We start from the raw sequence: 12994 nt of genomic DNA, 5'->3' as shown, positions 1-12994 counted from the left end.
GGCGCTTCACACGATCAATCTGGCCGGGACTGCGCCGCGCAGTGCGTTGCATACCAGCAGCGCCTCGGCCTTCTCGACATCGGGGCGCGTGAGCACTCGCTCGGCAGCGCCGAGCTCCGGGTCTGCGAGCAGAACACCGCGCATGATCCCCGGCAACACACCAGACACAAGCGGTGGCGTCCACCATCGTCCGGCCGTTCGGACGAAAACATTCGATCGGCCGCCCTCGGTCAATTCACCGCGCTCGTTGAAAAAGAGCGTATCGAACGCGCCTTCTGCTTCGGCTTGCTTCCAGCCGCGATCGTATTCCCCGCGACGCGTGGTTTTGTGACGTAACAGCGGGTCGCCGGCCTCGGTTGCCGCGAAATCGCGATCCGGGCCGAGCAATACGCCGACGGTTGATTCCGCGAGCGGCATCAGCACGGCGGCAGTCAGTTGCAGCGTGCCGACCTTGCTCAATGCGAGCCGCATACGGTGCGGAGTATGGGCCGGCAGCGAGTCGCATCGAGCCAGAATTTGCGCGCGAATCGCGTCTGGATCACCTAAATCAAACCCCAGCGTTGCTGCGCTCGATGCAAGTCGCTCCATATGCCGCGCGAGATGTCGCACGCCGTCTTCGCGTGTGGCGTACATCGTTTCGAACAGATCGAAGCCCGGCTGCGCGCCCGTCAGAAAACGGGCCTTCAGTCGGCACTCGTTGTATTCGTCGGCTGCGACGCTATCGAGCACAATGCCCGCGCCTACGCCCATCTGGCCTTGTAACAGGCCCGGTTGCGCAGACGGCATCAGGGTCAGCGTGCGGATCGCGACCGAAAGGCAGAAGTCGCCGACATGGCTGTCGCGGGGGCGGGGGCTTGAGGCAGGGAGGGGGCTGCGGTATGAACTGGGGCTTGAGCCGGGGCTGGTGCTGCTCGTGCTCGTGCTGCGAATGCTGCTGGTGCCAGAGCTGGTGCTTGCGGCGGTGCCGTTGCTTAAGTCGGTGCTGCTGTTCGCGACGCTTGTTGTGTCGTAGTACGCGCCGGGTTCAGCGGCTAGCCTGGCCTCGCAGGCGGACGCCGCCGGAGCGGGCGATGGCGCATCGAGCCAGCCAATAGCCCCCGTGTAGAGCCCACGCGGCGTACTCTCGACCTCCTCGATCAACTGCATCGTCCGATGCTTAGGCGCGCCGGTGATCGATCCGCATGGAAACAACGCCCGCAGGATTTCCGCGAACGACGTGTGCTCACGCAACCGTGCATGCACGGTGGATGTCATCTGCCACACCGACGCATAAGGTTCCACCGAAAACAAAGCCGGCACCGTGACCGTGCCCGTCTGCGCAATGCGCGATAAATCGTTGCGCAGCAGATCGACGATCATCACGTTTTCTGCGCGATTCTTTGGATCGCTCGCCAGGAAATCCGCTGAGCGCCGGTCCGCTTCTGCGTCGGCGAAGCGTGGAGCGGTGCCTTTCATTGGCCGGGCGCGCAGCGTCTCACCTTCCTTTTCGACGAACAATTCCGGCGAGCACGACAGCACCCATTTGCCGCCCGGCAGCGCGATCAGCGCGCCGTACGGGACCGGCTGACGCGCCCTCAGGCGCCGGTAGAGCGCAACGGGCGGCCCGAACACGTCGAAATCCAGCCGGTACGTGTAGTTCACCTGATACGAATCGCCCGCGCGGAGCGCGGCATGGATTGCGCCGATGGCCTCGGTGAACTGCTTCTGGTCGACGCTCGCGCGGACGTTGGCGATGCCTGCAACCGAGGGTTCAGGCAGCCCGGCGTCGTGCTCGGCGAGCCACGCATCGACCTCGTCGCATGAACGCCTTTCGCAGCGCTCGAACAATAAAAAACGCAGCGTGGCATCGCCACGCTGCGTTTCTGAAGACTTCGCCGACCCCGGCTCGAGCAGATGCCGGCCAAACTCGTAATCGGCAAGCACGACGGCATGCAAGCCGCGCCGCGTGTCCGCCGTGACGGCCTCGCACACGGCTTCGAGCTGCGCGGCATCTGCGCACACCCGTTCGTGCACGAAACCTGTGTACAGACGGCTCGAACGGCGCGCCACCGACGCGCCGCTATCGTCGAGCAACGCAAACACTGCGCCGCGCCCTTCTGCCGTCATGCTTGCCGCCAACTTCCAACTGCTATTAATCGAAGAAGCTCTTCACCCGGTCAAACCAGCTCTTGCTTTGCGGGCTATGCCGCGAACCACCTTCTACCAGCGCCTTTTCGAACTGCTTGAGCAGGTCGCGCTGCGGCTCGGTGAGCTTGACCGGCGTTTCGACTTGCACATGCACGTACAGATCGCCGGCAATGCTCGAACGCAAGCCCTTGATGCCCTTGCCACGCAGACGGAACGTCTTGCCCGACTGCGTGCCTTCCGGCACGGTAAAGCTCGCGCGGCCCGCGAGGGTCGGCACTTCGATCTCGCCGCCAAGCGCCGCCGTGGTGAACGGAATCGGCATCTGGCAATGCAGATCATCGCCGTCGCGCTCGAACACCGGATGCTGCTTGATGTGAATCTCGACGTACAGGTCGCCCGACGGACCGCCGTTGATGCCCGGCTCGCCGTTGCCGGCCGAACGGATACGCATGCCGTCGTCGATACCTGCCGGGATCTTCACTTCCAGCGTCTTGGTTTCCTTCACCTTGCCCGCACCGTGGCAGTGGGCGCACGGCTCAGGGATGAAGGTGCCGGTGCCGTGGCACTTCGGGCAGGTCTGCTGGATGCTGAAGAAGCCCTGCGACATGCGCACCGAACCTGAACCGCTACAGGTCGGGCAGGTTTCCGGCTTGGTGCCGGGCTTCGCACCCGAACCGTGACAGACTTCACACGACACCCAGCTCGGCACGCGAATCTGCGTGTCGTAGCCATGCGCGGCCTGTTCCAGCGTAATTTCCATGCTGTAGCGCAGATCGGCGCCGCGATACACCTGCGGACCGGCGCGACCGCCGCCGCCACGCGCGGCGCCCCCGGCCGCCTGACCGAAGATGTCGCCGAAAATATCGCCGAACGCATCCGCAAATCCGCCGAAGCCTTGCGCGCCGGCCCCGCCCATATTCGGATCGACGCCCGCATGCCCGTACTGGTCATATGCGGCGCGCTTCTGCGAGTCCGACAGCATCTCATAGGCCTCTTTGACCTCTTTGAAACGCTCTTCCGCATCCTTGTTGCCCGGATTGCGGTCGGGGTGGTGCTTCATCGCCAGCTTGCGATAAGCCTTCTTGATTTCGTCGTCGCTCGCGTTCTTTGCGACGCCCAGAACCTCGTAGTAATCCCGTTTCGCCATATCGGTTCAACGCCACTCGCGCAATGCGCACGGTGGCTCCTCTTGAATGCTGGAGTCTTACGACTCGTTCGGCCGCCGTTTCGTGCCGCCTGAATGCGGCTCGAAACAACGCCCTCCATAAAACAAATGTGCCCGGAGAGCCCAAAAAGGCTCGCCAGGCGAGATAACCGCTCTTGCACTGTCTGCTGTCCGAATGGACGCAGTCTCTCGTGCAGCCGGGCCGCACACGAGGCTGTGTGCGGCTTTACGGTCTAAATGCGACCTGGCTTTAGTCTTTCTTGACTTCCTTGAACTCGGCGTCGACCACGTCGTCCTGCTGCTGGCTCGCGCCACCGGACGTGGCACCCGCGCCCGCCGCCGCACCCGCTGCCGCGGCTTCCGCGCCTTGAGCAGCCTGCATGTCGGCGTACATCTTCTCGCCCATCTTCTGCGAGGCCGTCGCCACTGCTTCGATCTTGGCTTCGAGGTCGGCCTTGTCGCTCGAACCGCTCTTCAGCGCCTCTTCGAGGTCCTTCAGCGCGGATTCGATCTTGTCCTTCTCGCCGGCTTCCAGCTTGTCGCCGTACTCGGTGAGCGCCTTCTTCGTGCTGTGGACGAGCGCGTCACCCTGATTGCGGGCGTCGGCCAGCTCACGCAGCTTGTGATCTTCTTCGGCGTTCGCTTCGGCGTCCTTCACCATCTTCTCGATCTCGGCTTCCGACAGACCCGAGTTCGCCTTGATCGTGATACGGTTTTCCTTGCCGGTCGCCTTATCTTTCGCGCCGACGTGCAGGATGCCGTTCGCGTCGATGTCGAAGCTCACTTCAATCTGCGGCGTGCCGCGCGGTGCCGGCGGAATCCCTTCGAGGTTGAACTCGCCGAGCAGCTTGTTGCCCGCTGCCATTTCGCGTTCGCCCTGATACACCTTGATCGTCACGGCGCTCTGATTGTCGTCAGCCGTCGAGTAGACCTGTGCGTGCTTGGTCGGGATCGTGGTGTTCTTGTTGATCATCTTAGTCATCACGCCGCCGAGCGTCTCGATGCCGAGCGACAGCGGGGTCACGTCGAGCAGCAGAACGTCCTTGCGGTCGCCCGACAGAACCTGGCCCTGGATCGCGGCGCCCACGGCCACGGCTTCGTCCGGGTTCACGTCACGGCGCGGGTCCTTGCCGAAGAACTCCTTGACCTTTTCCTGCACCTTCGGCATGCGGGTCATACCGCCGACCAGAATCACGTCGTCGATTTCGCCGACCTTCACGCCTGCGTCCTTGATCGCCATGCGGCACGGTTCGATCGTGCGTTCGATCAGTTCTTCGACCAGCGCTTCCAGCTTGGCGCGCGTGATTTTCAGGTTCAAGTGCTTCGGACCCGACGCGTCGGCCGTGATGTACGGCAGGTTGATTTCGGTTTGCTGGCTCGACGACAGTTCGATCTTCGCCTTTTCAGCCGATTCCTTCAGGCGTTGCAGCGCGAGCACGTCTTTCGACAGATCGACGCCCTGCTCTTTCTTGAACTCGCTGATGATGTAGTCGATGATGCGCTGGTCGAAGTCTTCACCGCCGAGGAACGTATCGCCGTTCGTGGACAGCACTTCGAACTGCTTTTCGCCATCGACGTCGGCGATTTCGATGATCGACACGTCGAACGTACCGCCACCCAGGTCATACACCGCAATCTTGCGGTCGCCCTTTTCGTTCTTGTCGAGGCCGAACGCCAACGCAGCCGCGGTCGGCTCGTTGATGATCCGCTTCACTTCCAGACCGGCAATGCGGCCTGCATCTTTGGTCGCCTGGCGCTGGCTGTCGTTGAAGTACGCGGGAACCGTGATCACGGCTTCGGTGACCGGCTCGCCGAGGTAGTCTTCAGCGGTTTTCTTCATCTTGCGCAGCGTTTCCGCCGAGATTTGCGGCGGCGCGAGCTTCTGGTCGCGCACTTCGATCCATGCATCGCCGTTATCGGCTTTGATGATCTTGTACGGCATCAACGCGATGTCTTTCTGGACTTCTTTTTCTTCAAAGCGGCGGCCGATCAGGCGCTTGACCGCGTACAACGTGTTCTTGGGGTTCGTGACCGACTGACGCTTCGCAGGCGCGCCGACGAGAATCTCGCCGTCTTCCATGTAAGCGATGATCGACGGCGTGGTACGCGCGCCTTCCGAGTTCTCGATCACCTTGACCGAATTGCCTTCCATGATCGCCACGCACGAGTTGGTCGTGCCGAGGTCGATGCCGATAATTTTGCCCATTTCACTAATCTCCTAACTTTGATCGCTGCGGGAAGCGCCCTTTTTTGCCATTCAGCGGGGGGCGATCCGCTCTCAATTCATCACTGCACTGAACATAAGTGCGGCCGCATCGTTTTCAAGACCTCTTTTGCGATGCGGTCATTAATTTTTTTCAATCGACCGAACTTTTCGCCGAATCAGGGCGCACCCTCTTGCGCGCCGCCCTGTTCCTGCACTGCCCGAATCTTGTCGCGCGCCGCCGCAACCGCCGCCTCGAACTGCGCCAGGCCATGCCAGCCCGTTGCGCGGCCGAGCCGTTTGCCACGGTGAAAGAAGAACCACGTGGGCACGCCATGAAGCATGAAGCGCCTCGACAGCTCGCGGTGCTCGTACACGTTGCTGTGGAACCATGTGAGGCCGAGCGCGCGAATCGCGTCCGGCTGGGCCAGCATGGCCTTTTTGGCGATCTCGCAGTTGAAGCAGTCGAGACCCCAGAAAAACACCAAAGCCAGTTCGTCGCCGGCTTCGGCCAGCGCGGCATCAAACGACGCAGCGCTCAGTTCCTGCATGCCGAAGACCGCGAACGCAGTGGCGTCGACGGGAATGTTGGCCATGACCGTACCTGCCGGGCGAGCGGCTGACGAACGCGTGGTGCCGCTTACTTCGGCGCGGCGACGGTGACGAGCGCCGGACGCAGCACGCGGTCGGCGATCACGAAGCCTTTTTGCAGCACGGCGACCACGGTGTTCGGCTCCTGATCGGCCGGCACCATGGAGATGGCCTGATGACGATGCGGGTCGAACTTCTCGCCGACCGGGTTCAGGGCGACCACACGGCCCTTTTCCAGCGCGCCGGTGAGTTGACGCAGCGTCAGTTCGACGCCTTCGCGGACCTTCGGCAGGTCGTCCGTTGAATGGTTGACCGCGGCTTCGAGGCTATCGATCACCGGCAGCAGATGCTCGGCGAAGTTCTCGATGGCGAACTTGTGCGCCTTGGCCACGTCTTCCTGCGCGCGACGGCGCACGTTTTCGGTCTCGGCCTTGGCGCGCAGGAAGCTCTCCTGCAACTCGGCGATCTTCGCGTGAGCTTCCGCCAGCGCGGCTTCGGCACCGCCGGCTGCCGGTGCTTCCTCAGCGCCGGACTGGGGCGCTTCCTGTTGGGCAGCGGCCTCGGCGGCCTGGCGCGCGGTTTCGTCGGCGGGCGTGGGATTCTGGCTCGTCGGGTTCTCTTGCGTGTTTTCCATGTCGCTGAAAGTCGTTAAAAAGTAAGGACGAACGGTTGCGGTAACGTTTAAACCGGTCGCAATTTTGTGCGTTGCAAAATCGCGACAGACGGCAGACTACGCTACCACGCATCGCAAACCCAGATGGGGCCGCAGAGACCCGTTTCAAGCCGGTTCCGGCGAACTTTTCATTCTTGTTCTACGCGCCGGAAACGCGCGGTTACAACCATTATTCCGGCGCAATGAGATTCAGATTGAGGGAAGTCGGCAAGTGGCCTATGCTCCATTAAAAGGCCGGAAAAGACACGTTAACCCTAATCTGACGTAAGCCTTCCGACATCTTTTCAAAATCCACCCGAAAAGCCCGTTTCCTTAGTGCAACCTCCCAAGGGGAGTCAACCGTGAAACTGACCTTTGCAATCTCGGTGGTCGCATTGGTTCTGATTGCGGGCACCACGACCATCTGCATGTCCGGCGCTGTGAACGACCGCACCACCGAGTACGGCGGCGTTCACGCGACCATGGAACAGCTGTTCAACCCTCACGCGAAAATTTGTCGATAGTGCGGCGATCACGCTTGGTCGGCCGTCCGTGCAATGTGGCGGCAGGCTCGCGATACGTTTTGCGCCGCTCCAGTTCCGCCTGCCGCTTCGCCCTGCTCTCTTCGGTTTCCGCATAAAGCGTCTGCGCGACGCTCGCCGGCCCGCGCACGTCGCACACGCCAAGCACCTCGACCTGCCACACGACTCGCTCGATCTCGATCTCGACCCGATCACCCACGCGCACCTCTTTCGCCGGCTTGACGCTCGCGCCGCCAATCCGCGCGTGGCCTTTTTCGACCGCGTTTGCCGCGAGCGAGCGCGTCTTGAAAAAACGTGCAGCCCACAGCCATTTGTCGATGCGCAGCTTCGCGCCTGGCTCGGTGGAGATCTTGTGATTCATGAGCTCATCAGCCTCCGCTGTTGTGCGGTACGGGAACGGCCTGCACCGGCCAGCCCTGCAGATTCTGCGCGACGATTTCGCCGAGCGCCGTGATCCACGGCTGCGACGCGTTCAGACAGGGAATGCGATGAAACTCCTTGCCACCCGCATGCACGAACTCATCGCGCACTTCCATGCCGATTTCTTCGACGGTTTCCAGGCAGTCGGCGGTAAACCCCGGACAAAACAGGTCTGCCCGCCGCACGCCCGCCGCGCCAAGCTCTTTCAGCGTCGGCGCCGTGTACGGTTGCAGCCACTCGGCCTTACCGAAACGCGACTGGAACGTAATGCGGCATTCCACCGGCGTCAGTTCGAGCGCCTGCATCAGCAACGCGCCTGTCAACTGGCATTGCTCGTGATAGGGATCGCCGAGGTCGAGCGTGCGCTTGGGCACGCCGTGAAAACTCAGCACGAGCTTGTCGCCGGCGGCAAAATCAGGACGCCCATGCTGATGCCAGTACTGCTGCACTTGCGCGGCGAGCGCGCCGATGTAGGCCGGGTGATCGGCATACTGACGCACCGTGCGGATCTCCGGCTGGTTGCGCATACGCTTGAGCGCGGAGAACGCGTCGTCGAAAGCGGTGGCTGTGGTCGACGACGAATACTGCGGATACATCGGCATCAGCAGAATACGTTCGGCGCCCGCCAGTTTCAGCTGGTTGAGCATGGCCGGAATGCCAGGCGTGCCGTAACGCATCGCGTAGTCGACCAGCACGGTGTAGTCGTTCAGGTGCAGCAGATGGCGCAGCCCCTCCACCTGCTTTTCCGTATAAACACGCAATGGCGAGCCTTCGGGCATCCACACGGTTGCGTACTTCTTTGCGGACGCCACACTACGGAACGGCAATATGAACAGACGCAGAATGATCTGCCACAGCAGCGCCGGTATTTCGACGACACGGGGGTCGGACAGGAACTGCGCGAGATAGCGGCGCACAGCGCGCGGCGTAGGCGCGTCGGGTGTGCCGAGATTGATCAGCATCACGGCGACGCGGTGAGACGTGGCGTTCTGTGAAGGCCGCTCGAGGTCGAAGCGCATAGGCAGCAGGGTTGTCCGCTTGTGGCGGAGGCTCGTTCAGGTGAGATTCATTATAGCGGCGGGCTCGCAGCCGGGTCCGCCGCGGACCCCTGGCCGTTCGGCCAATTGGCAAGTCGCGCGCCGTCGCGCATCATGGACGGCATGACATGCGGCACGAACCTGCCGGACGTTATTGGAGGCTCAACGCGGTGCCAGCGGCCGTCACTGCTGACTGAGCGTGAGCGAAAGCAGCCGCGCGGTGATGTCGACGATCGGAATGACGCGGTTATACGCCATGCGCGTTGGTCCTATCACGCCCAGCGTGCCGACAATCTTGCCGTTCACTTCATAAGGGGCCGTGACAACGCTCATTTCCTCGATCGGCACGAGATTCGACTCGCCGCCGATAAAAATCTGCACCCCCGCCGCATGACTCGACACGTCGAGCAACTGAAGGAGACTCGTCTTTTGATCGAACACATCGAACAGCTTGCGCAGGCGCGCCATGTCGGAAGAAAGATCGGCGACCTCGAGCAGGTTGCGCTCGCCGGAGATCAGCACGGTTTCGCCCGTATCCGCTTCGTCCGTGCTCGCCGTGACGGCGGCGTGCATCAGTGTGGTCATGTCGCCGCGCAGCGCGTCGATCTCCTCGCGCAGGCGGCGGCGCACCTCGTCGAACGAGAGGCCGGCAAAATGCGCGTTGATGTAATTGGACGCTTCCACGAGTTGCGACGGCGAGAAGTCGCGCTGCGTGGCCATGATGCGGTTTTGCACGTCGCCTTCGGGCGTGACGATGATCAGCAGAATGCGCTTGTCGGACAGGCGCATGAATTCGATCTGCTTGAAGACGTGGCTGCGGCGCGGCGTCAGCACCACACCGGCGAATTGCGACAGGCTGGAGAGCACACTCGCCGCCGCCGCGACGATTTTCTGCGGTTCGCCCGCCTGCAGCGTAGTCTTGACGGTGCGCATCACGGCTTCTTCGTCCGCGGCGGATTCCACTGTCAGCATGGTGTCCACGAACAGGCGGTAGCCGCGCGGGGTGGGTATGCGGCCTGCGGAAGTATGCGGACTGATCACGAGCCCCAGATCCTCGAGATCCGACATCACGTTGCGAATGGTGGCCGGGCTCAGCTCGAGCCCGGAATAGCGCGACAACGTGCGCGAGCCGACCGGCTGACCTTCGGCGATGTATCGCTCGATCAGCGTTTTAAGGAGGGTTTGTGCGCGAGGATCTAGCATGACGGAAAATTTTAGCTTATTGGCGCAAGCACCGCGAGCGCTGACGGCGCCCATCCCTGACGAACACTGCGCCGCTGACGACCGGCGCGCATGTCATCAAGGCTTCACCATTCTAACGATAATCCCGCGCTACGCTGGCAGCCCGTTCTGGCCGGCCCACAACCGGGCCGCCCGGCGGTTCTTTTCAGGCCCTACCTATGGTGTAATGCCGGCATGCAAGTGACCAGCCAGTTCAAGACCGTCGCGCTCGTCGGGCGCAACAATACGCCGGGTATCCGCGAGCCGTTGACCGCGCTCGCCTCGTGCATCGCGAAACGCGGCTTCGAGGTCGTGTTCGAGGCCGACACCGCCGCCGAAATCGGCGTTACCGACTACCCGGCGCTCCGTCCTGCCGAAATCGGTGCGCGCGCCGACGTCGCCGTCGTACTCGGCGGCGACGGCACGATGCTCGGCATCGGCCGGCAGCTCGCGCCGTACCGCACGCCGCTGATCGGCATCAACCACGGCCGGCTCGGTTTCATCACGGACATTCCGATCTCGGACATGAGCGAGATCGTGCCGCAAATGCTGACGGGCAAGTTCGAGCGCGAGGAACGCGTGTTGCTCGAAGCGCGCATCGTGCGCGGCGGCACGCCGATCTACCACGCGCTGGCTTTCAACGACGTGGTGGTCAACCGTAGCGGCTTTTCGGGCATGGCGGAGCTGCATGTATCGGTAGACGGACGCTTCATGTACAACCAGCGCTCCGACGGTCTGATCGTGGCCACGCCAACCGGCTCCACGGCCTACGCGCTGTCGTCGCAAGGGCCCATCCTGCATCCGCAGTTGCAAGGCATCGTTCTCGTGCCGATTGCGCCGCACGCGCTGTCGAACCGGCCAATCGTGCTGCCGGACGACTCGAAGGTCAGCATTCAGATCGTTTCGGGACGCGAAGTCAACGTCAATTTCGACATGCAGTCGTTCACGTCGCTCGAATTGAGCGACACGATCGAAGTGCGGCGCTCGCGCCATACCGTGCCCATGCTTCATCCGGTCGGCTACAGCTATTACGCCACGCTGCGCAAGAAGCTGCACTGGAATGAGTACCCGTCGCACGAAGAAGACACCAAGCCGTAAGCGGCGAGCCAACGCTGGAATACGACCGCCGCCGGAAACCGACTCTCAAGCACACCAGACGACCCTTCATGCTTCGCCATCTCTCGATACGTGACTTCGTCATCGTCGCCGCGCTCGATCTCGAATTCGACAGCGGCTTCACCGTTTTTTCCGGCGAAACCGGCGCTGGCAAGTCGATTCTGATCGACGCGCTCGCGCTCACGCTCGGCGCGCGCGCCGACGCGAGCGTCGTGCGAACGGGCGAAAGCCGCGCCGACATCACCGCGGAGTTCGATACCCATGCGCAGGTCGAGCAATGGCTCGACGCGCAGGCGCTCGGTACGGCTGCAAGCGACGACCACCACGGCGGCACGGTCATGCTGCGCCGCGTGGTGGATGCAAATGGCCGCTCGCGCGCGTTTATCAACGGCACTGCGGCGACACTCGCGCAGTTGCGCGAAGTCGGCGAAATGCTGGTCGATATTCACGGGCAGCACGCGCACCAGTTGCTGATGCGTCCAGACGCGCAGCGCGAACTGTTCGACACGCATGCCGGCCTGAGCGAGAGCGCGGCCACCGTCACGCGCGCCTGGCGGGCCTGGCGCGAAAAGGTGCAGGCGGTCGAGCACGCGCAAACGCGTGACCGCGAACTGCAACTCGAGCGCGAGCGGCTTGCATGGCAGCTCACCGAACTCGACAGGCTCAACCCGCAGCCGGGTGAATGGGAAGAGGTCAACAGCGAGCACAAACGCCTGTCGCACTCGGCCAATCTGATCGACGGCGTGCAAGGCGCGCTCAATGCACTCTCCGAATCGGACGAGGCGATGATCACGCATCTGGCGTCGATCGTTTCGAAAGTGCGCGATCTCGCGGAGATCGATCCGGCTTTGAACGACGTACTGGCCGCGCTCGAACCCGCCGAAATCCAGCTACAGGAAGCCGCGTATTCGCTGAGTCACTACGCTCAGAAGCTCGAACTCGATCCCGACCGTCTCGCGCAGGTCGAAAAGCGTCTGGACGCACTGCATTCGACCGCGCGCAAATTCCGTCTTCAGCCCGAGACGCTACCCGAGGAACATGAGGCGCGTCGCGCACAACTCGCCGCGCTCGACGCCGCGGCCGACCTCGACAGCCTGCATGCGGCCGAAGCCCGCGCGAGAGAAGCATTCCTCGCCGAAGCGAAGAAGCTCTCGAAAGCGCGCGCGAAGGCCGGCAAGGCCTTGGGCTCGGCGGTCACCACGGGCATGCAGGAACTGTCGATGAAGGGCGGCAGTTTCGAAGTCGCGCTCGTGCCGCTGCCGGAAGGCGGCGCACACGGGCTCGAACAGGTCGAATTCCGGGTCGCCGGCCACGCGGGCGTGCCGCTGCGGCCGCTCGCCAAGGTCGCATCGGGCGGCGAACTCGCGCGGATCAGCCTTGCGCTCGCGGTAATCGCAAGCGCGGCTAGCCCCACGCCAACATTGATTTTCGACGAAGTGGATACCGGCATTGGCGGTGGCGTCGCCGAAGTGGTCGGACGGCTGTTGCACCAGCTCGGCGAAGCGCGGCAGGTGCTGTGCGTGACGCACCTGCCGCAGGTCGCCGCGCGTGGCGATCATCACTTCCAGGTGGCGAAGGCAGGCAATGGCAAGGGCGGCACGACCAGCAGCGTGATTTCGCTGGACAAAACGAGCCGCATCGAAGAAGTGGCACGCATGCTCGGCGGTCTGGAAATTACCGCGACCACGCGAAAGCACGCGAAGGAAATGTTGGCGGCCTGAGGTGGCGGCCTGAGTCGCGGCCTGAGTCGCGGCCTAAGTAGCTGGCTGAGTTAGCTGGCTGAGTTAGCTGGCTGAGTTAGCTGGCTGAGTAGCTGGCTGAGTAGCTGGCTGACTTAGCGGTCTGAGTCTGCGGCCCGAGGCGGCATCATCACTCGGCGAGCCGACTCGGCAACCACAAGCGCCTCAGGCCGTCATCAAC

General features: G+C 62.9%; 11 protein-coding genes. 3 read left to right on the top strand and 8 right to left on the bottom strand.

The window, feature by feature from the left end; all coding sequences use genetic code 11:
• Window positions 1–6: 6 nt before the first annotated feature.
• The 5 genes from AAGS40_RS02395 to grpE all read right to left on the bottom strand — a co-directional run bounded on the left by AAGS40_RS02395 (window position 7) and on the right by grpE (window position 6720).
• Window positions 7–2106, bottom strand: a complete 2100-nt coding sequence (locus tag AAGS40_RS02395) for a chorismate-binding protein (protein WP_345812941.1) — start codon at window positions 2104–2106, stop codon at window positions 7–9.
• Window positions 2107–2131: 25 nt separating this feature from the next.
• Window positions 2132–3274 carry a molecular chaperone DnaJ gene (gene dnaJ, locus AAGS40_RS02390; protein ID WP_345812940.1) on the bottom strand — a complete coding sequence of 381 codons (1143 nt, stop codon included), beginning with the start codon at window positions 3272–3274 and terminating at the stop codon, window positions 2132–2134.
• A gap of 268 nt (window positions 3275–3542) precedes the next feature.
• Entirely contained in the window at window positions 3543–5498 is a 1956-nt protein-coding gene (gene dnaK, locus AAGS40_RS02385) for a molecular chaperone DnaK (protein WP_345812939.1), read from the bottom strand.
• 176 nt (window positions 5499–5674) lie between these two features.
• Window positions 5675–6091 (bottom strand): thioredoxin family protein, encoded by a 417-nt coding sequence (locus AAGS40_RS02380; protein WP_345812938.1) that lies wholly within the window; start codon window positions 6089–6091, stop codon window positions 5675–5677.
• A 44-nt stretch (window positions 6092–6135) separates the two neighbouring features.
• On the bottom strand, window positions 6136–6720 hold the full coding sequence (gene grpE / locus AAGS40_RS02375) for a nucleotide exchange factor GrpE (protein ID WP_345812937.1): 585 nt from the start codon (window positions 6718–6720) through the stop codon (window positions 6136–6138).
• A gap of 380 nt (window positions 6721–7100) precedes the next feature.
• Here grpE and AAGS40_RS02370 point away from each other — a divergent pair, with 380 nt between their 5' ends.
• On the top strand, window positions 7101–7262 hold the full coding sequence (locus AAGS40_RS02370; RefSeq protein WP_345812935.1) for a hypothetical protein: 162 nt from the start codon (window positions 7101–7103) through the stop codon (window positions 7260–7262).
• On the opposite strand, the gene AAGS40_RS02365 is transcribed toward AAGS40_RS02370, so the two are convergent.
• The 3 genes from AAGS40_RS02365 to hrcA form a co-directional block, all read right to left on the bottom strand.
• The gene (locus AAGS40_RS02365; protein WP_345812934.1) at window positions 7234–7641 is read right to left on the bottom strand and encodes an RNA-binding S4 domain-containing protein; all 408 of its coding nucleotides are present in this window, start codon (window positions 7639–7641) and stop codon (window positions 7234–7236) included. The two genes, AAGS40_RS02370 and AAGS40_RS02365, sit on opposite strands and share 29 nt — an antisense overlap.
• Window positions 7642–7648: 7 nt before the next feature.
• Window positions 7649–8719, bottom strand: a complete 1071-nt coding sequence (hemH, locus tag AAGS40_RS02360) for a ferrochelatase (protein WP_345812933.1) — start codon at window positions 8717–8719, stop codon at window positions 7649–7651.
• Window positions 8720–8920: 201 nt separating this feature from the next.
• A complete protein-coding gene (hrcA, locus tag AAGS40_RS02355) occupies window positions 8921–9940 on the bottom strand; it encodes a heat-inducible transcriptional repressor HrcA (protein WP_345812932.1) in 1020 nt (339 codons plus the stop codon).
• Between the two features lie 213 nt (window positions 9941–10153).
• Between hrcA and AAGS40_RS02350 the strand changes: the two genes are divergently transcribed.
• On the top strand, window positions 10154–11056 hold the full coding sequence (locus AAGS40_RS02350; protein ID WP_345812931.1) for an NAD kinase: 903 nt from the start codon (window positions 10154–10156) through the stop codon (window positions 11054–11056).
• Window positions 11057–11124: 68 nt separating this feature from the next.
• Window positions 11125–12795 carry a DNA repair protein RecN gene (gene recN, locus AAGS40_RS02345; protein ID WP_345812929.1) on the top strand — a complete coding sequence of 557 codons (1671 nt, stop codon included), beginning with the start codon at window positions 11125–11127 and terminating at the stop codon, window positions 12793–12795.
• Window positions 12796–12994: the final 199 nt, after the last annotated feature.

This window comes from Paraburkholderia sp. PREW-6R, from assembly GCF_039621805.1.
Classification (GTDB): Bacteria; Pseudomonadota; Gammaproteobacteria; order Burkholderiales; family Burkholderiaceae; genus Paraburkholderia.
This window is presented reverse-complemented; position numbering and strand designations above follow the sequence as displayed.

Excerpts from the sequence above, each read along its gene's own strand:
- AAGS40_RS02395 (WP_345812941.1), bottom strand. The coding sequence starts at position 2,106 with ATGACGGCAGAAGGGCGCGGCGCAGTGTTTGCGTTGCTCGACGATAGC.
- dnaJ (WP_345812940.1), bottom strand. The coding sequence starts at position 3,274 with ATGGCGAAACGGGATTACTACGAGGTTCTGGGCGTCGCAAAGAACGCG.
- dnaK (WP_345812939.1), bottom strand. The coding sequence starts at position 5,498 with ATGGGCAAAATTATCGGCATCGACCTCGGCACGACCAACTCGTGCGTG.
- AAGS40_RS02380 (WP_345812938.1), bottom strand. The coding sequence starts at position 6,091 with ATGGCCAACATTCCCGTCGACGCCACTGCGTTCGCGGTCTTCGGCATG.
- grpE (WP_345812937.1), bottom strand. The coding sequence starts at position 6,720 with ATGGAAAACACGCAAGAGAACCCGACGAGCCAGAATCCCACGCCCGCC.
- AAGS40_RS02365 (WP_345812934.1), bottom strand. The coding sequence starts at position 7,641 with ATGAATCACAAGATCTCCACCGAGCCAGGCGCGAAGCTGCGCATCGAC.
- hemH (WP_345812933.1), bottom strand. The coding sequence starts at position 8,719 with ATGCGCTTCGACCTCGAGCGGCCTTCACAGAACGCCACGTCTCACCGC.
- hrcA (WP_345812932.1), bottom strand. The coding sequence starts at position 9,940 with ATGCTAGATCCTCGCGCACAAACCCTCCTTAAAACGCTGATCGAGCGA.
- AAGS40_RS02350 (WP_345812931.1), top strand. The coding sequence starts at position 10,154 with ATGCAAGTGACCAGCCAGTTCAAGACCGTCGCGCTCGTCGGGCGCAAC.
- recN (WP_345812929.1), top strand. The coding sequence starts at position 11,125 with ATGCTTCGCCATCTCTCGATACGTGACTTCGTCATCGTCGCCGCGCTC.